The 22,839-nt window shown below is 70.9% G+C and carries 15 protein-coding genes; 12 read left to right on the top strand and 3 right to left on the bottom strand.

Annotated features, from left to right (window positions below):
- The 5 genes from ABD198_RS19605 to ABD198_RS19625 all read left to right on the top strand — a co-directional run.
- The coding region (locus tag ABD198_RS19605) for an iron-containing alcohol dehydrogenase family protein (protein ID WP_344003402.1) at positions 1-921 on the top strand (921 nt) is incomplete at its 5' end.
- Positions 922-1,091: 170 nt separating this feature from the next.
- A complete protein-coding gene (rplU, locus tag ABD198_RS19610) occupies positions 1,092-1,412 on the top strand; it encodes a 50S ribosomal protein L21 (protein ID WP_167996413.1) in 321 nt (106 codons plus the stop codon).
- A gap of 14 nt (positions 1,413-1,426) precedes the next feature.
- The gene (gene rpmA, locus ABD198_RS19615) at positions 1,427-1,681 is read left to right on the top strand and encodes a 50S ribosomal protein L27 (RefSeq protein ID WP_073938528.1); all 255 of its coding nucleotides are present in this window, start codon (positions 1,427-1,429) and stop codon (positions 1,679-1,681) included.
- A gap of 184 nt (positions 1,682-1,865) precedes the next feature.
- Entirely contained in the window at positions 1,866-3,302 is a 1,437-nt protein-coding gene (gene obgE, locus ABD198_RS19620; RefSeq protein WP_344003407.1) for a GTPase ObgE, read from the top strand.
- Positions 3,303-3,662: 360 nt separating this feature from the next.
- On the top strand, positions 3,663-4,850 hold the full coding sequence (locus ABD198_RS19625; protein WP_344003410.1) for a glycosyltransferase family 2 protein: 1,188 nt from the start codon (positions 3,663-3,665) through the stop codon (positions 4,848-4,850).
- Positions 4,851-4,935: 85 nt separating this feature from the next.
- Here the strand turns inward: ABD198_RS19625 and ABD198_RS19630 are convergent, their stop codons facing one another.
- Both ABD198_RS19630 and ABD198_RS19635 read right to left on the bottom strand, forming a co-directional pair.
- Positions 4,936-8,499 carry a bifunctional glycosyltransferase/CDP-glycerol:glycerophosphate glycerophosphotransferase gene (locus ABD198_RS19630; RefSeq protein WP_344003413.1) on the bottom strand — a complete coding sequence of 1,188 codons (3,564 nt, stop codon included), beginning with the start codon at positions 8,497-8,499 and terminating at the stop codon, positions 4,936-4,938.
- Between the two features lie 25 nt (positions 8,500-8,524).
- On the bottom strand, positions 8,525-10,756 hold the full coding sequence (locus ABD198_RS19635) for a bifunctional glycosyltransferase/CDP-glycerol:glycerophosphate glycerophosphotransferase (RefSeq protein WP_344003416.1): 2,232 nt from the start codon (positions 10,754-10,756) through the stop codon (positions 8,525-8,527).
- A 331-nt stretch (positions 10,757-11,087) separates the two neighbouring features.
- On the opposite strand from ABD198_RS19635, the gene galE reads away from it, so the two are divergent.
- From galE to ABD198_RS19650, 3 genes are all read left to right on the top strand, one after another.
- Entirely contained in the window at positions 11,088-12,059 is a 972-nt protein-coding gene (galE, locus tag ABD198_RS19640) for a UDP-glucose 4-epimerase GalE (RefSeq protein WP_344003548.1), read from the top strand.
- 675 nt (positions 12,060-12,734) lie between these two features.
- Complete coding sequence (locus tag ABD198_RS19645) at positions 12,735-14,228, top strand: D-ribitol-5-phosphate cytidylyltransferase (protein ID WP_344003419.1); 1,494 nt, start codon at positions 12,735-12,737, stop codon at positions 14,226-14,228.
- Positions 14,229-14,280: 52 nt separating this feature from the next.
- Positions 14,281-16,383 carry a hypothetical protein gene (locus ABD198_RS19650; protein ID WP_344003422.1) on the top strand — a complete coding sequence of 701 codons (2,103 nt, stop codon included), beginning with the start codon at positions 14,281-14,283 and terminating at the stop codon, positions 16,381-16,383.
- Positions 16,384-16,551: 168 nt separating this feature from the next.
- Here the strand turns inward: ABD198_RS19650 and ABD198_RS19655 are convergent, their stop codons facing one another.
- The gene (locus ABD198_RS19655; RefSeq protein WP_344003551.1) at positions 16,552-18,564 is read right to left on the bottom strand and encodes a hypothetical protein; all 2,013 of its coding nucleotides are present in this window, start codon (positions 18,562-18,564) and stop codon (positions 16,552-16,554) included.
- 300 nt (positions 18,565-18,864) lie between these two features.
- Here ABD198_RS19655 and proB point away from each other — a divergent pair, with 300 nt between their 5' ends.
- The 4 genes from proB to ABD198_RS19675 all read left to right on the top strand — a co-directional run bounded on the left by proB (position 18,865) and on the right by ABD198_RS19675 (position 22,736).
- The gene (proB, locus tag ABD198_RS19660; RefSeq protein ID WP_344003425.1) at positions 18,865-20,058 is read left to right on the top strand and encodes a glutamate 5-kinase; all 1,194 of its coding nucleotides are present in this window, start codon (positions 18,865-18,867) and stop codon (positions 20,056-20,058) included.
- Positions 20,059-20,201: 143 nt separating this feature from the next.
- Positions 20,202-20,666: a hypothetical protein gene (locus ABD198_RS19665; RefSeq protein WP_344003428.1), complete on the top strand. Its 465-nt coding sequence runs from the start codon at positions 20,202-20,204 to the stop codon at positions 20,664-20,666.
- A gap of 137 nt (positions 20,667-20,803) precedes the next feature.
- A complete protein-coding gene (locus ABD198_RS19670) occupies positions 20,804-22,090 on the top strand; it encodes a glutamate-5-semialdehyde dehydrogenase (protein WP_344003431.1) in 1,287 nt (428 codons plus the stop codon).
- A gap of 82 nt (positions 22,091-22,172) precedes the next feature.
- Positions 22,173-22,736, top strand: coding sequence for an SCO2584 family spore wall biosynthesis protein (locus ABD198_RS19675; protein WP_486388893.1), 564 nt, complete (start codon positions 22,173-22,175; stop codon positions 22,734-22,736).
- Positions 22,737-22,839 lie beyond the last annotated feature (103 nt).

Genomic DNA, 22,839 nt, shown 5'->3' on the forward strand with positions numbered 1-22,839 from the left:
GAGCGGGTGGCGCCCTCGCTTCCCGGCGCCACCTGGTTCGAGGTCGGCGGCGGCACCATCGACGACGCCGTCCGGCTCGCCGACGAGATGAAGTCCGGGCGCTACGACGCGGTCGTCGGCCTCGGCGGCGGCAAGGTCATCGACTGCGCCAAGTACTCGGCGGCCCGCATCGGGCTGCCCATGGTCGCGGTCGCCACCAACCTCTCGCACGACGGCATCTGCTCGCCCGTGTCCATCCTGGACAACGACGCGGGCCGGGGCTCCTACGGTGTGCCGACGCCCATCGCCCTGCTCATCGACCTGGACGTGATCCGCGAGGCGCCCGTGCGCTTCGTGCGCTCCGGCATCGGCGACGCCATCAGCAACATCTCCGCGGTCGCCGACTGGGAGCTGTCCCACCGGGTCAACGGCGAGAAGGTCGACGGCCTGGCCGCCGCCATGGCCCGCCAGGCCGGCGAGGCGGTGCTCCGGCACCCCGGCGCCGCGGGCGACGACGGCTTCCTCACCGTGCTCTCCGAGGGGCTGGTGATGTCCGGCATCGCCATGTCCATCGCGGGGCACACCCGGCCGTCCTCCGGCGCCTGCCACGAGATCAGCCACGCGCTCGACCTGCTGTACCCCAGGCGTGCGGCGAGCCACGGCGAGCAGGTGGGGCTGGGCGCGGCCTTCGCCATGCATCTGCGCGGCGACCAGCAGGGCTCGCGGCTGATGGCCGAGACCCTGCGCCGGCACGGGCTTCCGGTGCTGGCGGAGGAGATCGGGTTCAGCGACGAGGAGTTCGTCCGGGCGGTGGAGTTCGCGCCGGAGACCCGGCCGGGCCGTTACACGATCCTGGAGCACCTGGAGCTGTCACCGGAGCAGATCAAGGGCGCCTACGCCGACTACCGGACGTCCGTCGCGGACGGCGCGGGCCCGGTTTGACCCCTCGGGTGCGGGCCCCGTACCCTTGACCGTCGACGTGTCCATCGGGACCGCCACATCCCCGTAAACCTCTTCCTTCCGGGCACCGAGGTGTCCGGAAGAGGCCGTTCGCGTTCATGCCGAGCGGCTGGCCTGCGGGGGTGCCGTTCTTCGAGCGAAAGAGAGATCGCGTGTACGCCATCGTGCGCAGCGGTGGTCGCCAGCACAAGGTTGCAGTGGGCGACATCGTCGAGGTTGACAAGATTTCCACCGCCAAGGTGGGCGACACGGTCGAGCTCTCGACCCTGCTCGTCGTCGACGGCGACTCCGTGACCAGTGACCCGTGGGTGCTGGCCGGCATCAAGGTCCGGGCCGAGGTCGTGGACCACCACAAGGGCCAGAAGATCGACATTCTGCGCTACAAGAACAAGACCGGCTACCGCCGCCGGCAGGGCCACCGCCAGCAGTACACGGCGATCAAGGTCACTGAGATCCCCACGGCTGCGAAGTAAGGGACTGAGGAGAGATGGCACACAAGAAGGGCGCATCGTCCACCCGTAACGGTCGCGACTCGAACGCCCAGCGGCTCGGCGTGAAGCGCTTCGGCGGTCAGGTCGTCAACGCGGGTGAGATCCTGGTCCGTCAGCGCGGCACCCACTTCCACCCGGGTGCCGGTGTCGGCCGTGGCGGCGACGACACTCTGTTCGCGCTTCAGGCCGGTGCGGTGCAGTTCGGCACCAGCCGTGGCCGCAAGGTCGTGAACATCGTCCCGGTTGCCTGAATCGCCTGATTCAGCGCCGGACACCTTCGCGAGGCGGACCTCACTTCCCGGGCGGGAAGGCGGGTCCGCCTTTCGCGTGTTAAGACGCGTATGACCTGCTGCGTGCGGAACGCGTGGCAAGAGCCACGTGCGGAACGCGTGGCAAGACAAGCATTTTCCTGAACGTCTCTGGAGGCACCCCACCATGACCACCTTCGTGGACCGCGTCGAACTGCATGTCGCCGCGGGTAACGGAGGTCACGGCTGTGCCTCCGTCCACCGCGAGAAGTTCAAGCCGCTCGGCGGACCCGACGGCGGCAACGGCGGGCGCGGCGGCGATGTGATCCTCACCGTCGACCAGTCCGTGACCACCCTGCTCGACTACCACCACTCGCCGCACCGCAAGGCCACCAACGGCAAGCCCGGCGAGGGCGGCAACCGCAGCGGCAAGGACGGGCAGGACCTGGTCCTGCCCGTGCCGGACGGCACCGTGGTGCTCGACAAGGCCGGCAATGTGCTCGCCGACCTCGTCGGGCACGGCACCTCCTACGTCGCCGCCCAGGGCGGACGCGGCGGGCTCGGCAACGCCGCCCTCGCCTCCGCGCGGCGCAAGGCGCCCGGCTTCGCCCTGCTCGGCGAGCCGGGGGACGTGCGGGACATCGTCCTGGAGCTGAAGACCGTCGCCGACGTGGCGCTGGTCGGCTACCCGAGCGCCGGGAAGTCCTCGCTGATCTCCGTGCTCTCCGCCGCCAAGCCGAAGATCGCGGACTACCCCTTCACCACGCTGGTGCCGAACCTGGGCGTGGTCACCGCCGGGTCGACCGTCTACACCATCGCGGACGTCCCCGGTCTGATCCCGGGCGCCAGCCAGGGCCGCGGCCTCGGGCTTGAGTTCCTGCGGCACGTCGAGCGGTGCAGCGTGCTGGTGCACGTGCTGGACACCGCCACCCTCGAGTCCGACCGCGACCCCGTCTCCGACCTCGACGTCATCGAGGACGAGCTCCGCGCGTACGGCGGCCTCGACGACCGTCCCCGCGTGGTCGTCCTCAACAAGATCGACGTCCCGGACGGCAAGGACCTGGCCGAGATGGTGCGGCCGGACCTGGAGGCGCGCGGCTACCGCGTCTTCGAGGTGTCCGCCGTCGCCCACATCGGGCTGAAGGAGCTGTCGTACGCGCTCGCCGAGCTGGTCGCGCAGGCGCGTGCCGCCAAGCCGAAGGAGGAGTCGACCCGCATCGTCATCCGGCCCAAGGCCGTGGACGACGCCGGCTTCACCGTCACCCGCGAGGCCGACGGCCTATTCCGGGTGCGCGGCGAGAAGCCCGAACGCTGGGTGCGCCAGACCGACTTCAACAACGACGAGGCCGTCGGCTACCTCGCCGACCGGCTCAACCGCCTCGGTGTCGAGGAGGAGCTGGTGAAGGCGGGCGCCCGCGCCGGTGACGGCGTGGCCATCGGACCGGAGGAGAACGCGGTCGTCTTCGACTGGGAGCCGTCCATGTCCGCGGGCGCCGAGATGCTCGGCCGGCGCGGCGAGGACCACCGCTTCGAGGCGCCCCGCCCGGCCGCCCAGCGCCGCCGCGACCGCCAGGCCGAACGCGACGAAGCCGAGCGGGAGTTCGACGACTTCGACCCGTTCTAGGGACGAACGGCCCCCACACCGCTCCCTCCGCCACTGCCCGGCGGGAACAACTGCCCGGCGGGAACTGAGGCCTGATCGTGGTCTTTGGCCTGTGCAACCTTTGACCACCGGAACCGGTCAAAGCAGGTGCAGGCATCTGCGGGCCGGTGGCCGAGGGAGCGTCGTCGCCCCGGCCGGGCCTTTCCCGTAAGGCGCCCTGCTGATCACATTCGGCGGGCCGGAGCAACCCATCGGTGTGAACGCCCGTCAACTGTTACAGGGGCGTCATCCACTGACGAATCACCGGAATCCGATCGAATGCCTCGCCCGGAACGGTGACCCGACCGCCCCCGCACACGGGAACCGACCAGCCCGTGTGCCGTGTCGAACGCCGTCTTCTGCACCGTGGGGGAACGCATGGGCGCTGAGCCCGCATCGGATCCGATCGTGTCGGTGATCATCCCGGTCTACAACGCCGGGGATCACCTGACGGAATGCCTGCAGTCGATCGCCGGTCAGTCGATCGGGTTCGGCCATGTCGAGATCATCGCGGTGGACGACGGGTCCACGGACGGCAGCGGGGCCCTGCTCGACGTGTGGGCCCGCCGGCACCCCGGACGCGTCCGGGTCGTGCACCAGGAGAACTCCGGCGCGCCGGGCGGCCCCCGCAACCGGGCCATCGAGATGGCCACCGGGGAGTACCTGTTCTTCGCCGACCCCGACGACTACCTCGGGGCGCAGGCCCTGGAGCGGCTGGTGGCCGCCGCCCGCCGCGACGGGGCCGATGTGGTGCTCGGCAGGATCAAGGGAGTGGGCCGCAAGGCGCCCGTCACCCCGTTCCGGAAGAACGTGCAGGGCGGTGACGTCCACACCACCCGCGCGGTGTGGAGCCTCACCGCGCACAAGCTCTTCAGGCGCTCGCTCGTCATGGAGCACGGCCTGCGCTTCGCCGAGGGGCTGCGGCTGGCGGAGGAGCAGGTGTTCGTGGTGGCGGCCTATCTGCTCGCCCGGTCGATCTCCGTGGTGGCCGACTACGACTGCTACTACCTGGTCCGCCGCGAGGGCGCCGCGCATCTGACGCAGCAGGAGCCCGACCCCGGACCCTTCTACGCCAACGTCCGCGCCGTGCTGGACCTGGTGGCGGAGCATGTCCCGCCCGGCCGCAAGCGCGACGACCTGATCTACCGCTGGGTCGTCCTGGAGATCCTCGGCCGCTTCAACGAGCCCTTCGCCGGCCTGCCCGGGGACACCCAGGCCCTGCATGTGCGGCTCGCCGGGCGGCTGCTGGACGACTACGCCTCCGACGAACTCATCGCCCGGCTGCCGCCGCTGGCCCGGCTGCGCTGCCTGCTCATCCGTCAGGGGCTGGTGGAGGAACTCGCCGCCCTCACCACGCTCGCGCCCCGGCCCAAGCCCAAGCCCAAGCCCAAGCCGAAGCCGCAGCCCAAGCCCGAGCACCAGACCAAGGCCGCGCCCGCGCCGCAGGCGCACGGCTCGTCGCGTCCCGCGCCCCGCCGCAGGACGACGGCGGCCACCCTGCGCCGGATGCGCAGGTGGCTGCGCCGCTGAAGCAACGGCGGACGAGGACCCACGACAACGAGGAGGGGCCGGCCGGGTGAACCCGGCCGGCCCCTGTCACTCACGTGCCTGAAGCTCAGACCTCCTTGGCCTGCTCCAGCATCCGGTCCACGACCCGCTTGGAGGCGTGACCGTCGTCGAGGTCGCAGAACAGGTTCTGGAAGCGCTCGAAGCGCTCCTTGTACTGCTCGGACACCTCGTCGATGTTCCGGATCGCGGTGATCAGCTCCTCGGAGGTGGAGATCAGCGGTCCGGGGGAGTCGGCCTCGAAGTCGAAGTAGAAGCCGCGCAGCGTGTCCCGGTAGTGCTCCAGGTCGTAGGTGAAGAAGAGCATCGGCCGCCGCAGGTGGGCGTAGTCGAACATCACGGACGAGTAGTCCGTGATCATCATGTCCGCCACCAGATAGAGCTCGGCGATGTCCGGGTACTCCGAGACGTCCCACACGAAGCCGTCGCCGGCACCCGGCACGGCGTCCACCACGTTGGAGTGGCGGCGGATCAGCAGCACATGGTCCTCGCCCAGGCGCCTGCGGGCGTCCTCGAGGTCGATGCGCAGGTCGAACAGGTACTGGCCGGCGCTGTGCGACTGGTCGTCGCGCCAGGTCGGCGCGTACAGCACGACCTTCTTGCCCTTGGGGATGCCGAGCGTCTCGCGCACCTTCTCCGCGATCTTGTCGCGGTCCGGCGAGTAGAGGTAGTCGTTGCGCGGGTAACCCGCCTCGAGGATCTCCCCGTCGTAGGAGAAGGCCCGCTTGAGGATCGGCGTGGAGAACCGGTTGGAGGACACCAGCAGGCTCCAGTTCTTCGCCTCGAGCTCCAGACGGTTCTGGTACTCGCGGTCGAAGTGGAGCGTCTCGATGTCGTGGCCGATCTTCTTCAGCATGGTGCCGTGCCAGGTCTGCACGATCACCTGCCCTGGCCGGCGCTCCACCCACTCGGGCAGATGGCCGTTGGTGACGATGTACCGGGAGGTGGCCAGCGCCTCGAACCACTCACGGCCCCACATGCGCACCTTCTCGGCGGTGGGCGGCAGGACCACCTGGCCGTCGCGCACCGCCCACAGGAACTTCAGGTCGCTGCCCCGGCGCAGCAGCTCCTCGTGCATGGCGCGGGGGCTGTCGGAGTACTGCTTGCCGTTGTAGCTGAGGAAGAACACCTGGTCGCGCAGCGGCTCCCGGCGGCCGGGGTAGTACACCTCGCGGCGCAGCTGCAGCTGGCGGTACGGGCCGCGCTCCAGGTCGCTCAGCTCGGAGCGGCAGTTGAGCTGCGGGAAGTCGCTCCAGCGGTTCTCGAACCAGTAGCGGCGGCCGCCCAGTTCGGCGTGGAGCGGGAACTGGGGCAGCGCGAGCCGGTCGATGACGAACTTGGCGTCGGGCACCTCGGGGTCGGCGGAGCGCAGCACCAGGTTCCAGCGTCCGGCGCGCAGCGGCACCTGCCCGTTGCCGCCCATGACCGAGGGGTCGAAGGCCGCGGTGAAGGTGCCGTCCTCGGACCAGTCGACCTTCGCCTTGCGCTCGTCGAAGCGGTTGGTCGCCTTCAGGATCAGGTCGGCGCCCTTGAGCGCCTGGGCGGCGCGGCCCCGCACGACGATCTTGCCGTTCTCCAGCGCGGTCCCGGTGAGCACGGCGTGGCGCACCCGGCCGATGATCTTCAAGTAGCCGTTGTGGCCGGACATCACCGCGATCTCGCGGTGGGCGCCCGCCTCGCCGAAGGAGTCGGGCAGGTCGAAGGAGAGGTCCTCCAGGCCCTCCCGGACCACGCTGCTGAACTGGCGCTCGCTGCCGTCCGCGGCGGTGGCCAGCAGCGCCGTGCTCCAGCGGCGGCGGTCGGGCTGCGCCTGGTCGTCCACGGCGGTGGTGCCGAGGAGCGCCACGTCCGCGATCGGCACCCGGGCGCGGAAGGTCGTCCGGCCGCCCTGCTGCGCCAGTTCCACGGGGTACTTGCGCACCTCGCCGCTCTTGGCGTTGTGCAGGCGGAAGGTCAGCGTCTCACCGGGCTTGAGCGGCACCCGCATCTCGCCGCTGATCTCCAGCGCGTCACCGTCCAGCCGGCGGTCGGTGATCAGGGCGCGGACCTTCTCGACGCGCAGCTTCAGCGCGCCGCGCTCCACGGAGGGCAGCAGCCGGAAGTCCTCGTCGAGCCACTGGTAGGGCGGGAAGTTCGCGGCCGAGCCGCCGCGGGCCCAGATGCCGCTGCGCCGCACCAGGCCCGAGGCGTAGACGTTGATGCCGACGTGCCACAGACCCTCCTGCCAGCTGCCGCCCTTGCGCAGCTTGGCGGGGTCCAGCGTCAGCTCCCAGCCGGCCCAGTCGTAGTTGTAGCGCTGCTGGCCCGAGTCGGTGGTGCACTCCGGCCGGTGGACGTTCTTCGCCGGCAGGAACATGCGGCGGCGGGAGCCGTCCCGCTTCAGCTGGACGATCTTGACGCTGCTCCGCTTCGTCGACATGTCGATCTTGTCGATCCAGGCGTCGCCGGACAGGTGCAGCTTGCCGTCGCGCCACTCCACCGAGCGCAGCGGGGCGCGCAGGTCCAGGTCGTTGTCGATGCGCAGTGCCTGCTTGGGCAGTTCGAAGCCGCTCTCCTCGAGCGTGCGGAAGCTGGCGTACTTGCGGAACGTGCCGGAGACCTCGATCGGCTCCCTGCGGCGCTGCGAGGCCAGCAGGGCGATCAGCTCGGGCATGGCGTGCTTGCGCACGAGCAGCCACTGGACGCGCAGATCGGCCGGCAGCGCCATGACGATCTTCGGGTCCACCATGTCGAGGTAGCGGTTGGTGGCCTCAAGGAACGCCTCGTGGAACTCGGCCGTGGCGTCCGGCACCACTCTCAGGAACAGCCGCAGGTCGTCGCGGAGCACCCGGTCGTCGTACTGGCGCTTGTACTCGGCGAACTCCTCGCCGGGCTGCTGGGCGAGGAAGTCGCTGACCATGCTCACCGCGGTGACCCGGTCGCGGATGGCCTGCGGCTCCTTGCGGCGCTGGGTGATCGAGGGGGCCGACTCGCCCTCGCGCAGCCGCCAGTAGTAGGTGGGCTCGCCGATGATGTCGACGGCCCGGGCGCGGTAGTGCGCGGGCACGACCACGGGGATGTCCTCGTGCAGGATCCCCTCGGGGAAGGAGAAGCCCTCGCGCTCCCAGAAGGTGCGCCGGAACACCTTGTTGCAGGCGATGCGGTCGGCGATCAGCTTCGGGTTCTTCGAGATGTGGGTGCGCTTGCGGGCCTCGCCGGCGAGCATCTTCAGCAGCGGCACCTGCCAGGACTTCTCGCCCTTGAGGTGGTGCACGTTGCCGGTGCAGAAGTCCGAGCCGGACTCGTCCAGGCTGGCGATCATCTGCCGGTAGGCGTCCGGCGGGATGACGTCGTCGCTGTCGACGAAGGTCAGGTACTCGGAGTCCGGGGACATGTGCGCGATGCCGGTGTTGCGGGCGGCTCCGAGCCCCGCGTTCTCCTTGCGTATGAGCTTGAAGCGCGCGTCGCGGCGTTCGTACTCGGCGGCTATGGAGGCGGAGTCGTCCGGTGAGCCGTCGTCGACCATCAGGACCTCGATGTCCTGGAACGTCTGCGCGGCGAGCGAGTCGAGGCACGCGGGCAGGTAGCGCTCGACGTTGTAGATGGGGACGACGACACTGAGCCGAGGGGCCATGTGTGTGCAGTCTCCTTTCGGGGGTTCAGGCCCGCTCGACCAGTTCGAGCGCCTGGGCGGGAGTCGGTGCGTGGGATCGTTCGGCGAACGGGACGAACGGCAGCATGTCCTTCTCACCCAGGAAGACGCGCCGGACCACCCTCTCGGATGCATGACCGTCGTCGAACTCACAGAACCGACGCCGGAACGCCGAGCGGCGCTCGGCGGCGTCCGGCCCGTCGTACTCGTGGGAGCCGAGCAGCCTGATCAGTTCCGCCTGCGAGGTCGCCACCACGCCGGGCGGCTCCTGCAGCAGATCGAAGTACGTTCCGCGGACCGCGGAGTAGATGTCCCAGTCGGGTGCGTAGGTGATGATCGGCCGGTCCAGGACCGCGTAGTCGAACATCGCCGAGGAGTAGTCCGTGATCAGGGCGTCCGCGGCCAGGTACAGCTCCTCCACGGGGTGGTGGCCGGAGACGTCGACGATGCGGCCGCTGCGGCGCAGCTCGGCCACGTGCGGCGAGCTGCCGTAGAAGTAGTGGCCGCGCACCATGAGCGTGACGTCCGGGCCGAGTTCGTCGGCGAGGCGGGCGAGGTCGAGGCTCGGCACGAAGCCGGGCTGGTACTCGCGGTGGGTGGGCATGTACAGGAACGCCCGGGTGCCCGCGCCGAGCCCCAGCGCGGCACGCGCCCGGCGGACGTCGGCGGCGCCGGCGTTCACCAGCACGTCGTTGCGGGGGTAGCCGGTCTCCAGGGAGGTGTAGGGGCACGGGTACACCCGCTCCCATATCGCGGTGGAGAAGCGGTTGGAGCTGAGGCTGTAGTCCCAGCGGTCGCACCGCTCGAGGAGCTTGGCGAAGTCCATGTGGGTGGAGGCCGGGTACTTCTGCTGGTCCAGGCCCATGGTCTTCAGTGGTGTGCCGTGGTGGGTCTGCACATGGATCTGGCCCTCGCGCTTGACCACGGCGTCCGCGAAGTTGACGTTGTTGACCAGGTACTTGGCGCGGGCCAGCGCCGCCCAGTACTCGCGCGAGCCGACCCGTACGAACTCCACGCCCTCGGGCACCTGGTCCACGGCGTCCGGCCGGATGGCCCACACCCGGCGGATGTGCGGGGCGAGACGGCCGAGCTCGGCGGCGATGGCCGCGGGGTTGCAGGAGACGCTGCGGCTCCAGTAGGCGGAGAACACGGCGAGGTTCTCGTCGAGCGGCAGCCGCAGCTGCGACTGGTAGAAGGCGGCCATCGCGCTGCGCCGGGACCGGGTGACCGCGGTGCGGGCCCGCTGCTTCACCGCGCGCCGCACCTTGATCGCCGCGGTGGCGCCCACCCAGGCCGCGTAGGCGTCCCGCTCCAGCAGCGCGTACTTGCGGCCGCGGCCGCCCTCCGGGCGCCGGAAACCGGCGGGCAGGTAGGTGCGGTAGTCGGCGGCGGCGCGGTGGAAGAACTCCGCCCGCGCGTCCTGCGGCAGCCTGCCCGGCCGCTCCAGCACGGTCAGGTAGTGGTCGACCATCTTGCGGAACAGCGGCTCCCGCCACGCGTCGAGCTGCTCGCGCTCGGCGATGAAGTCGAACACGCGGCGGTACTGGTCGAAGACGTCGAAGTGCTTGCGGCTGACCGTCTTGAGGATGTTGCCGCCCTGCCGGCGCTGCCGGTAGTGCACGCAGACCCGGTCCAGCACGGCGATGCGCTCGGCGCTGATCAGCGAGCAGTACGTCCAGGGGGCGTCCTCGTAGTACCCGGGCGGGAAGGTGAGGCCGGTGCGGGTGATGAAGTCGCGGCGGTAGGCCTTGTTCCAGACGATCTGGAGCAGCTCCAGCAGCTCCGGACGGTCGGCGAGGCGGAAGACGTCGGGGCCCTGCTGCTTCAGCAGATGCGCGCGCTGATTGGCCAGAATCCGGTTGTCCCAGTAGGTGCGCGCATAGTCGTAGATGAGGATGTCGGGATCCCCGGTGGCCTCCAGGCGTTCGGCCACCGCCTCGAGAGCGCCCTCGGACAACGTGTCGTCGCTGTCCAGGAACAGGACGTAATCCCCTCGAGTCTTCTCCAGACCCGCATTGCGCGCGCGCCCCAGACCCACATTCTCCGTGAGGTGAATCACATGTATTCGGGCGTCGTGCTCCGCGTACCGGTCGAGTATGGAACCGGAGTCGTCCGGTGAGCAGTCGTCGACCGCTATGACCTCGAAGTCCGTGTAGCTCTGCCCGAGGATGGAGTCCAGGCACTCGGACAGGTAGCCCTGCACCTTGTACACGGGGACGACGAGAGAGAGTCTGGGCATCCTTACAACCTGTTCCGAGAACGACCACGTGCGCACGGGCTGTGAGGGCCGACCGGGCTCCCGGCGTCCAACTGCCTGGAGGAATCGGCCACGTCAGTCCATCAGCGTAAAGGATTCGCGTGAACATTCTGTGGGTGAGGTGGCCGACCTGCGACGGGTCGGCCGGTTCCTGACTTGCCCGAATTGGGGTGCCTTCCGGGTGGCGTCACGGTCCCCTCATGAGTGGTTGATCTGGTGACATTTCCTGGGGTGTGTACCATCTGCCGGACTCGATTTTCCATGGCCCGCACAAGAGGCTGCACGCAGTCAAGACGACCCTGGAGGCATGACAATGAGCTGGCTGGTCACGGGTGGGGCGGGCTACATCGGTGCGCATGTGGTGCGTGCTCTGACCGCCGGCGGCGAGTCCGTGGTCGTCTACGACGACCTGTCCACCGGAAGTGCCGACCGGGTGCCTCAGGGGGTGCCTTTCATTCGGGGCAGCGTCCTGGACCGGGAACTGCTGGAGCAGTCGATTCGTGACAAGGCTGTGACAGGCGTGGTGCATATCGCGGCCAAGAAACAGGTCGGCGAGTCCGTCGAGCGGCCGCTGCACTACTACCGCGAGAACGTCACCGGATTGCAGACCCTGCTGGAGGCGATGACCGCGGCCGGAGCCGGCAAGCTCGTCTTCTCCTCGTCCGCGGCCGTGTACGGCATGCCCGATGTGGATCTCGTCACGGAGGACACCCCGTGCGCCCCGGTCAGCCCGTACGGGGAGACCAAGCTCGTCGGGGAGTGGCTGATCAAGGCGGCGGCCAATGCCCACGGGCTGCGCGCGGCCAGCCTGCGCTACTTCAACGTGGCCGGTGCCGCCTCGCCGGAGCTGGCCGACACCGGCGTGTTCAATCTGATCCCCATGGTCTTCGAGCGGCTCGAGGAGGGCAGGGCGCCGCGCATCTTCGGCGCCGACTACCCGACGCCCGACGGCACTTGTGTGCGCGACTACATCCACGTCGAGGACATCGCCTCCGCCCACCTGGCCGCCGCGCGTCGCCTGGCGGACGTTCCCGAGGGCACGGCGCTCACCCTCAACATCGGACGCGGCGAGGGAAGTTCGGTCCGGGAGATGGTGGACCGCATCCTGAAGGTCACCGGCCACGAGCAGATGCAGCCCGAGATCACCGACCGGCGCCCCGGCGACCCGGCCCGCGTGGTGGCCTCGGCGGACCGGATCCGCCAGGAACTGAACTGGACCGCCCGGCACGGCCTGGACGAGATGATCGAGTCGGCCTGGCGCGGATGGCGCCACCGGCATCAGTGACGGTGAGAAGTCGGTAAGAGCAGCAGGCCGCAGTCATGAAGAACATGAAGAACCGGTGAGAGAAGCGAAACGGGTGAGGGCCCGCCCCGGACCACGGGGCGGGCCCTCACCCTTTGGCGACGGCTTTCCCGGCCGGGCGGGAATCGGATCCCGGTATTGCGCGGGGATTGCCCGCCCGATCTCCTCGGCGGCTTTGTCGAATCGTCCCGTCGGGTGAGTTCACGAAAACCGCCCTGACTTCACGCAGATTATGTGGTCCGTATAAATGTTCCCGGTGTGCGGCGGCCCCGCCCGGCACATGCCCTCGGGATGCGGGTGACCTGGGGCTCGGCCTCTCGTTGGACCCGGTATGTTGCCGTCGCCGAGCCGGCCGCCGTGCGGCCAACCGGGTGCGCAGCCGGGCTTCCTCAGGAGCGGCCGGCGGTGCGTGGGAGCGCCGGGCGCCGGGCGCCGGGCCCCGGCGGGAGCGGCGGGCTGCGGCCGGCGAGCGGGGAGACCTCAGCGGCGGACGGCCCGGACCGCGCGACACCTGTGAATGGCGAAGTGGTAGTTGAAGATCTCCCCCGGCTGATACACCCTGAAAGGCACAAACGCTGCCATCCGCTCGCGCTCCGTCAAGTTCGGAATTTCTCCACCCATTGTCGTTCTTCATGGCAGCCCTGAGGGAGGTCGCCTGTGTCCCGCACGGACAAGCCCCGTACCACCGCAGTGATCCTGGCCGGCGGTACCGGACAGCGGGTGGGGCTGTCGATTCCCAAACAGCTGCTGAAGATCGCCGGGAAGGCGGTCATCGAGCACACCCTGAACACCTTCGAGAAAGCCGGCTCGGTCGACGACATCCTCGTGCTGATGGCGCCGGGCTACGTCCCCGAGGTCGAGAAGATCGTCGCCAAGGCCGGCTTCACCAAGGTCACCAAGGTCATCGAGGGCGGCGCCACCCGCAACGAGACCACCGAACGGGCCATCGCGGAGCTGAGCGCCTCACTCGCCGACGGCGAGGACCTCAACGTCCTCTTCCACGACGCCGTACGCCCCCTGCTGTCGCAGCGGGTCATCGACGACTGCGTGGCCGCCCTGGAGCGCTACCAGGCCGTCGACGTGGCCATCCCCTCCGCGGACACCATCATCGTCACCCGCACGCACGGCGACGACGGCGAGTTCATCACCGAGATCCCGGACCGCTCCCGGCTGCGCCGCGGCCAGACCCCCCAGGCCTTCAAGCTGTCCACCATCCGCCGCGCCTACGAGATCGCCGCCGAGGACCCCAACTTCCAGGCCACGGACGACTGCACCGTGGTGCTGAAGTACCTGCCGAACGTGCCCATCCACGTCGTCGCGGGCGACGAGTACAACATGAAGGTCACCCAGCCCGTCGACGTCTTCATCGCCGACAAGCTCTTCCAGCTCGCCTCCACCGCCGCACCGGAGCAGAACGACGAGCACGTCTACCGGGAACTGCTCACCGGCCGCACCCTGGTCGTCTTCGGCGGCTCCTACGGCATCGGCCGGGACATCGCCGACCTCGCCCGCTCCTACGGCGCCGCGGTGTACGCGCTGGGCCGCTCCACCACCGGCACCCACGTGGAGAACCCCCAGGACGTCGACGAGGCCCTCGCCAAGGCCTACGCGGACACCGGGCGCATCGACTACGTCGTCAACACCGCCGGAGTGCTGCGCATCGGAAAGCTCGCCGAGACCGACAACGCCACCATCGAGGAGACCCTGAAGGTCAACTACCTGGCCCCCGTGCAGATCGCCCGCTCCGCCCACCGCTACCTGGCCAGGACCAAGGGGCAGCTGCTGCTGTACACCTCCAGCAGCTACACCCGCGGCCGCGCCGAGTACAGCCTGTACTCCTCGACCAAGGCGGCCATCGTCAACCTCACCCAGGCCCTGTCCGACGAGTGGGCCGCCGACGGCGTCCGCGTCAACTGCATCAACCCCGAACGCACGGCCACGCCGATGCGTACCAAGGCCTTCGGGCGGGAGCCCGCGGGCACCCTGCTGTCCTCCGAGGCGGTGGCCCGCACCTCGCTGGACGTGCTGCTGTCGGAACTCACCGGCCACGTCATCGACGTGCGCCAGCAGGACCCGACGGCGGGCGCCGCCCGCGCCTCCGGCTTCGAACAGGCGCTGGCCTCGGTACTGGACCGGCAGGACGGAGTGTGATTCTTGTCTTGAACAAGCTCCGGCAACCATCCATCCCAGAGCAGGTTTATCCGTGCTGACCACCGCAATTCGTGTCGCCCGGGTGGGCACCGCCGCCGAACTCGCCGCCGCGGTCCTCATGATGCTGGGCTTCCCCTGCCTGATGCTGGCCGCGCTGCTGCCGAGCGTCCCCGCCTTCGCCGCGGCGGCCGCCGTCACCTACCTCGCGGACCACTATCTGCACCGCAAGGGCAGCTATCTGATCAGCCGGCTCAGCAAGGTCCGGGCCGGCCTGTCGATCCGCTTCCTGATCCGGCAGCTGCTGCTGATCCTGCTGCTGGCGCGGCTCTCCCTCGCGGACGACCTGCTCTACTTCGGCGCCATCGCCTGCTTCATCGCCTTCTACGGCCTCCAGGCCCCGCACGGCGCGCTCACCGTGCTGATCCGCAACCGCCGCCGCATGCCGGTCGTCGCCCGCAACGTGGATCTGGCCTCGCGCATCCGCATCCCGGACGCCCCGCCGCGCTTCCTGATGCACCGCGCGGCCGAGAAGATGCTGCACCTGGACGTCCCGGCGGTCGCCGGGATACTGCTGGCCGCGGCCACCGACGAGCCCCTGACCGGCTTCGTCGGCATGGCCGTCACGATACTGCTGGGCACCCTCTACGTCGCCGCCCTGGTGCCCTCCCTGCGCCCGAGGAACATCCCGCCGGGGGCCGAGACGGTCCTGGAGGCCGTCGACGACTGGCTGCGCGAGTACCGGCCCGAGACGGTGCTGTACTTCTCCGGCTCCAAGGAGTCCGCCTACCAGGTCAACATGTGGCTGGAGACCATGGAGCAGCTGGACACCCGCCCGCTGATCATCCTGCGCGAGCGGGTCATCCTGCAGAGCCTGGCGCCCACCACGGTCCCCGTCCTCTGCGTGCCCGGCGGGGTGCACCTGATGAACCTGGACCTCTCCACGGTGCGGGTCGCGCTCTACCCCGCGAACGTCGGCAAGAACATCCACCTGCTGCGCGTGCCCACCATGAAGCACGTCTTCATCGGCCACGGCGACAGCGACAAGCTGGCCAGCGTCAACCCGTTCAGCAAGGTCTACGACGAGGTGTGGACCGCCGGCCGGGCCGGCCGTGACCGCTACGCCGTCGCCGACGTCGGCGTCCGCGACGAGGACATCGTCGAGGTGGGCCGCCCCCAGCTGGCCCCCATCCGGCCCTGGGAGGGCGTGCCGGAGGGCCGCATGCCCACCGTCCTCTACGCGCCCACCTGGGAGGGCTGGGACGACAACCCGGGCAACACCTCGATCCTGCGGGCCGGCGAGAACATCGTGCGGCGGCTGATCACCGCCGAACCCGCGGTGCGCCTGCTGTACAAGCCGCACCCCTTCACCGGCACCCGCAGCCCCGAGGCCAAGGCCGCCCACGAGCGGATCGCCGCGCTGGTCGAGCAGGCCGCCGCCGAGCGCGCCGCCGACCCGCGCTTCACCGCCGACGAGGAGGCCCAGGCACGGGCCAGGGCGGAGCTGGCCCGGATCGAGGCGCGGCTCGCGGAGCTGACCGGCGACGCCGAGAAGGGCGACGAGGCCGAGGCGACCCGCGACGGGCTGGTCGACGTGGCCCGGCACGAGGAGATCGCCCGGCTGCGCGCCGAGTGGAACACCGCCTACTGGCGTTCCTTCCCCGACTGGGAGCACCGGGTGATCACGGGCCCCGAACCGCCGCTGTACGACTGCTTCAACGCCTCCGACGCGCTGGTCTCCGACATCTCCAGCGTGGTCTCCGACTTCATCGCGAGCGGCAAGCCGTACGCGGTGACCGACTCCGCGGAGCTGGGCGCGGAGGAGTTCAAGCGGCAGAACACCGCGGTGCGCGCGGCGGTGATCCTCACCAACAGCGCGGCCGGGCTGGACGAGCTGCTGGACGCGGTCCGCTCCCCGGAGACCGACCCGCTGGCCGGCGACCGGCGCGAGCTCAAGCGGTATCTGCTCGGCCCCGACGAGCCGCCGCCCATCGAGCAGTTCAACCACGCCGTGAAGCAGCTCGCGCTGCGGGCCGAGTCGCGCAACATCCGCCAGCGCGCCCAACTGGCCCCCGCCGCACCGGAGAGCGAGCTGGCGGAGGCGGTGCCGGTGCAGCGCGTGCCGGCGGCGGGCGACTCCGGCACGGACGGCGGCTGAGACGCCGTTCGAGACGTCGCTGAGACGCCGCCTGAGACGGACTGCAGCGGTCCGCAACAGCCCGGGAACGACACTGCCCGCCCCCTCGTCGGGGGCGGGCAGTCGGTCGTTGTCGGTCGGGCCGGGTGGCCGCCGGTCAGCGGCGGCCGGCCGCGGCGGTCACCTCGGTCACGGGGTCGCCCCGGTCACCTCGCTCACCGTCTCGCGGCGCTGGCTCGGAACCGCGTTGAGCCGCCGGGCCATGCGGGTGCGGTGCGCCTCCGCGGCCTCGTACAGGTCCTGCACGGCCGCGTTGAAGCGCTCCTGGGAGGACGGCTCGGCCGGGCCCAGCAGGCGCAGCTTCAGCTCCTTGCGGGCCTCGACCAGTTCGTCCTTCCCGGGGTCGCGGACCGCGGCCAGCAGACCCGGCACACCGGACGCGTCCGGGGTGAGCACCGTCGCCGCCATCACCGTCGGGAACGTGGCCCGGAACTCCGGCTCGGACAGCCCGCTGGTGTTGACCACCGCGTACGGCTTCTCGCTGGCCAGGAAGTCGCTGACCACGCTGGACACGTCGCTGATCAGCAGGTCGGCCACGTTGAAGCAGGAGTAGAGGGCGGGCCGGACGTCGGTGACGATCTGGTGCTCCCACTCCGGCAGCGACGCCCAGTACAGCTCCTCCCAGGCGGCCGTGGTCCGCTCCACCGCCTCGGCGCGGCCCGGCTCGGGGGCGGACTGCACCAGCATCCGCTCCACCTGGTCGGCGCTCGGACGGAACACGGACGTGGTGAGCCGGTCCAGCTCGGCGGTGAGCCGGTCCAGGTCCGCCGAGGGCGCCGGACGCGCCCCGGAGCGCTCACGGTTCGCGGCGCGGATCAGCTCCCGGATGCGGCGGTCCGCAGCCCCCGCCCGCGGGTCCACCGAACCGGTCAGCGGGTGCGGCTTGTACAGCAGACGCACGCCCGGGTCGGCGAGCAGCGCGCGCACCACGTTCTCGCCGGCCTCGATCACCGAGGTGTTGCCCGGGTTGCCGTCCCAGCCCTCCCAGGTCGGGGCGTACAGCACGGTGGTGTAGTCACCGGCCGGCGGGCCGGCGTAGGGGCGCACGGCGTCCAGCTGCGGACGTCCGATCTCCACCACGTCCTTGTCCTCGACGCCCACGTCGGCGAGCGCGTACCGCTCCCGCGCGGCCGGACCGGCCACCCACACCTCGTCGTAGGCCTTGGCGTACGGGTTGCAGGAGGACAGCTTGTCGCTCTCGCCGTGGTTGACGAACGTGTGCTTGATCGTGGGGATGCGCAGGACCTGGGAGGTCTTGCCGGAGTTCGAGGGGTGGATGAGGACCCGCAGCGTGGAGTGCTCCAGGCGCATCAGCGTGGCGACCTTCGGCAGGCACACGATCGGGACGTCGGTCGCCGCGATCTTCGACACCATGAAGCGCTCACGCAGGATGATGATCGGCCGGCCGTCGAGCTTGGCGAGCGGCTCCAGCCACATGTTCGCCTGGTAGGCGGAGGAGGTGCCGCCGGAGAAGTACAGGCCGACCGTGGGACGGTACTCGGCCAGCCAGGCGTCGAACCACTCGAGGACCGTCTGCTCGTCGGCGGGCCGCCGGCCGGGCAGCAGCCGCGACATCAGCATGCCGAGGCCCACCAGGGCGACCAGCGCCGACAGCGCCACACCCGCCGCCGCCGGGACGGCAGCGCCGGTCGCGGCCGTCGCCGTGAGCCCGGCCGTCGCGGGCAGACCGAAGACCAGCAGCCGGTGGCCGGGGCGGCGCAGCAGCGTGTGCGGGGCAGGGGAGAGCCGCAGCGCCGAGGCGTCGATGTTCCGGGTCACCACCGGCAGCGTCCGGGTGCGGCGGACCAGCACCGACACCGCCTGGATCGCGAAGTGCAGCGCGTAGAAGCCGAGCAGGCCGACCAGGACCGGGGCGTACTGCGCCTCCTTGTCCTCCTCGACCATCCGCAGCACGGCCGCCACCAGCAGCAGGTCCCGCAGCACATGCCGGACCGTGAGGTCGGCCTGCGACTTGGCGAAGACCGACAGCAGCCCGGGCTGCCACCGGTACAGCACCCCTTCGACCACCAGCGACACGGCCGTCGCCGCGATCAGCAGCGGGACGTTGGGAGCGAGGGCGGCTAGCGCCTGGACGACGAAGGCGGCGGCCAGTAGCGCTGTGACGAGCGCTCGCGCCGGCATCCGGGACAGGGACGTGGGCACTGCGGTGACTCCAGGGTCGGGGGGGAATTCGTGCGACCGGTTATAACGTGCGGCGGCCACCGTACGACACGCGGGTGCCTCGGACCCCCCGCACGACCGTCGGAGCCCCGGCCGTCCCGCCCATCTGTGACGCATTACGCAAGCAGAGCGGTCAGGCGTTCGAAGCGGGGCTCAGTCGTCCGGGGACTGGACCGGTGCGCCGCACGCCACCCGCTTCGCGTAGATTGCCAGGCGAGCGACGCATCGACAATGACGTGACCCGAGGGGACGGACGGCAAGGTGGCAGGGGCAAGGCAGGCCGTGCGAGAGGCGCGCAGGATCGTCGTCAAGGTCGGCTCCTCCTCGCTGACCACCGCCAGCGGCGGCCTGGACGCCGACCGCGTCGACGCGCTCGTCGACGTGCTCGCCAAGGTGCGCGGCCAGGGTGTGCCCCGCGCCGGCTCCGCCGAGGGCGGCGACACGGGGCGCAACGGCGGACGCAACGGCGCGTCGGAGCGGGAGATCGTGCTGGTCTCCTCCGGCGCCATCGCCGCCGGCCTCGCCCCGCTGGGCCTGCGCCGGCGCCCCCGGGACCTGGCCCGCCAGCAGGCCGCCGCCAGCGTCGGCCAGGGGCTGCTGGTCGCCCGCTACACCGCCTCCTTCGCCCGCTACGGGGTGCGGGTCGGCCAGGTGCTGCTCACCTCCGACGACATGAGCCGCCGCGCCCACCACCGCAACGCCTCCCGCACCCTCGACAAGCTGCTGGCGATGGGCGCGTTCCCGATCGTCAACGAGAACGACACGGTCGCCACCGACGAGATCCGCTTCGGCGACAACGACCGGCTCGCCGCCCTGGTCGCCCACCTGGTCCGCGCCGACCTGCTGGTACTGCTCTCCGACGTCGACGGCGTCTACGACGGCGACCCGGGCAAGCCCGGCACCTCCCGGATAGCGGAGGTGCGCGGCCCCGCCGACCTCGCCCATGTCGAGATCGGCAGCGCCGGGAAGGCCGGGGTCGGCACCGGCGGCATGGTCACCAAGGTCGAGGCCGCCCGGATCGCCGCCGCGGCCGGCATCCCGGTGGTGCTGACCAGCGCGATCCACGCGGCCGACGCCCTCGGCGGCCAGGACACCGGCACCTACTTCCACCCCACCGGCCGCCGCTCCGCCGACCGGCTGCTGTGGCTCCAGCACGCCTCCACCCCGCAGGGCGCGCTCACCCTCGACGACGGGGCGGTGCGCGCGGTGGTGCACGGCCGCAAGTCGCTGCTGCCGGCCGGCATCGCCGGAGTGGAGGGCGACTTCAGCGCCGGCGACCCGGTGGAGCTGCGGGACGGCGAGGGACGCGCGGTGGCCCGCGGGCTCGTCAACTTCGACGCCAAGGAGATCCCCCTTCTGATAGGCCGCTCCACCCGCGAGCTGGCCCGCGATCTCGGACCTGCGTACGAACGGGAGGTCGTACACAGGGACGATCTGGTGGTCCTGCATCCGTAATGAGGGGAAACGTCCGACCCCGGTGGTGGACGTTCCGCAAAATCGGCCCACGATCCCCGTGCGGCCTGCTGCACTTTGACCCGAGGACGCGCCCCCGCCGGGCATGTCCGGTACGGCACGGGCAGCGTGAGAAGGAGGCCGACGTGAGGCGAGTGCGCCCGGGGACGACGTCCCGCGGTGGTGCCGGCTCCCGGGCGGCCGGCGAGGAACGAGGGCTCACCAGCGTCGCGACCGGCGACGGCGTCGCCGGGGGCGAGAGCGTGGACCTGCCCCGCCTGTGGCACATCACCCTCAGCGTCTCCGGCGAGCAGGCACCGCTGAAGGAGGTCCGGCGGGCCCTTGAGCAGCTCGCCCACGACCACCCCTTCTTGCTGACCAGCCGCTACGCCGACGACCACGCGGAGATCCGCTACTGGGAGGAGGCCCGCGACCTGCACGACGCGGCGGCGGTGGCGCTGCGCCTGTGGGGCGAGCACCGGCAGTCGGCGGGCCTGCCGCCCTGGGAGATCGTCGGCCTGGAGGTCATCGACCGGGCCACCTACCACCAGCGCATCGCCGAGGGGTACGGGCCGCCGCCGGCCAGCCCGGTCGGCGTGCACCCCTTCTGAGCGTTCTCGGCGTTCGCGTTCCGAGCGTCCTCGGCGCCCGCGGCGGCCGCGCGGAAGGCGGTGCCGGACGATTCCCGGAATGTCTCGGTGTGCGGGACGGACGCCATCACCGGCGCCGGCCGCACTACTCTTCCCTCATGACCACGCTCTCGCCGTTCGACTCGATGTCCCCGGTCAACCAGGCCGCCTACCGGGCCAAGGCCGCCGCCGCGACCCTCGCGCCGCTGCCGCGCGCCGTCAAGGACGACGCGCTGCTCGCCATCGCCGACGCGCTGGAGGTCCGTACCGCCGAGATCGTCGAGGCCAACGCCCAGGACGTGGCCAAGGCGCGCGAGGCCGGCACCAGCGAGGGCATGATCGACCGGCTCACGCTCACCCCCGAGCGGGTCCGCGCCATCGCCTCCGACGTGCGCGACGTGGCCGCGCTGCCCGACCCGGTCGGCGAGGTCGTCCGCGGCTCCACCCTGCCCAACGGCATCGACCTGCGGCAGGTCCGCGTCCCGCTCGGCGTCGTCGGGATCATCTACGAGGGCCGGCCCAACGTCACCGTGGACGCCGCCGCCCTGTGCCTGAAGTCCGGCAACGCAGTCCTGCTGCGCGGCTCCTCCTCCGCGTACCGGTCCAACACCGCGCTGGTGAGGGTGCTGCGGGACGCCGTGGGCGGGGCCGGGCTGCCCGCCGACGCCGTGAAGATGGTGCCCGGCGAGAGCCGCGACAGCGTGCGCGAGCTGATGCGCGCCCGCGGCCTGGTCGACGTGCTCATCCCGCGCGGCGGCGCCTCGCTGATCAACACCGTGGTGCAGGAGTCCACCGTCCCGGTGATCGAGACCGGCACCGGCAACTGCCACGTCTACGTCGACGCCCAGGCCGACATCGACATGGCCGTGGAGATCCTGGTCAACTCCAAGGCCCAGCGGGTCGGCGTCTGCAACGCCGCCGAGACCCTCCTGGTCCACCAGGACATCGCGGCCGCGTTCCTGCCGCGCGCCCTGGACGCCCTGGCCGAGGCCGGGGTCACCGTGCACGCCGACGAGCGGGTCATGGCGTACGCCAAGGGCTCCAAGGCCACCGTCGTCGAGGCGACGGCCGAGGACTGGGAGACCGAGTACCTCTCCTACGACATCGCCGCCGCCGTGGTCGACTCGCTCGACAAGGCCGTGGAGCACATCCGGCTGTGGACCTCCGGGCACACCGAGGCCATCGTCACCAGCTCCCAGGCCGCCGCCCGCCGGTTCACCCAGTTGGTGGATTCCACCACCGTCGCGGTGAACGCCTCCACCCGCTTCACCGACGGCGGCCAGTTCGGCTTCGGCGCGGAGATCGGCATCTCCACCCAGAAGCTGCACGCCCGCGGCCCCATGGGCCTGCCCGAGCTGACCAGCACCAAGTACATCGTGACCGGCGACGGGCACACCCGGCGCTGACCACCCCCGGCACCCCCGAGGAGCGCCGGACGAATTTCCATACCGTCTGCCCAAATTGACCCCCCAGGTCTACTCTGGATCCGTGCCGGAGGACGTGGGGGGCACGCCGTTCCCTGACGGCTGGGAGCCCGACGACGACCACGACCGCGGGGTGTCGGACGAAGAGTTCGCCTCCGTGGTCTTCGACGAGGCCTTCGTACGTGCGGCCACGGTGCACGAGCCGACCGCCGTCGAGCGCCTCCTGGCCGCGGCGCAGGCCAGAGCCGAGGCCTCCGAGGCGGAGGCCCACCGCGCCCGCGCCGGAGGCGAGCGCTACGACGACGGCTACGGCCGCTACCGGGCCGGACCCGACCCCGACGACGAGGACGAGGACCTCGACGTCCTGGACGACGGCTACGGCCACCCGGGCCCGTACGGCAGACAGGTGCGCTGGCACCGGCCGGTCGCCTGGGTGCTCGCCCTGGTGATGGGCATCGGCATGGTGGCGCTCGCCTTCTCGGCGGTCTACCGCGGCGCCTCCTCCGGCCGTGAGGAGCAGGTGCCGCCGCCCGCCACCACCGAGCCGGCCCAGGGCGGCACGGCGGTGCCGTCGGCGTCCGCCGACCACTCCCCGCCGACCGTGCCGGTGATCCCGCCCAGCCCCTGACGCACGCCGCACGCGCGCCCGGACAGGGGCCGGGCCGGGAGTGCTGTTCTTGGTGAGAACCTGTCAGAACTTGTCGCCCGGCGGGGCGTTTACCCGGCGTCCC

The sequence above is a fragment of the Streptomyces thermocarboxydovorans genome (assembly GCF_039524635.1).
GTDB classification, from domain to species: Bacteria; Actinomycetota; Actinomycetes; order Streptomycetales; family Streptomycetaceae; genus Streptomyces; species Streptomyces thermocarboxydovorans.

Bases quoted from the DNA above. Each gene is read 5' to 3' on its own strand.
- rpmA (WP_073938528.1), top strand. From the start codon at position 1,427: ATGGCACACAAGAAGGGCGCATCGTCCACCCGTAACGGTCGCGACTCG.
- obgE (WP_344003407.1), top strand. From the start codon at position 1,866: ATGACCACCTTCGTGGACCGCGTCGAACTGCATGTCGCCGCGGGTAAC.
- ABD198_RS19630 (WP_344003413.1), bottom strand. From the start codon at position 8,499: ATGGCCCCTCGGCTCAGTGTCGTCGTCCCCATCTACAACGTCGAGCGC.
- ABD198_RS19635 (WP_344003416.1), bottom strand. From the start codon at position 10,756: ATGCCCAGACTCTCTCTCGTCGTCCCCGTGTACAAGGTGCAGGGCTAC.
- galE (WP_344003548.1), top strand. From the start codon at position 11,088: ATGAGCTGGCTGGTCACGGGTGGGGCGGGCTACATCGGTGCGCATGTG.
- ABD198_RS19655 (WP_344003551.1), bottom strand. From the start codon at position 18,564: ATGCCGGCGCGAGCGCTCGTCACAGCGCTACTGGCCGCCGCCTTCGTC.
- ABD198_RS19670 (WP_344003431.1), top strand. From the start codon at position 20,804: ATGACCACGCTCTCGCCGTTCGACTCGATGTCCCCGGTCAACCAGGCC.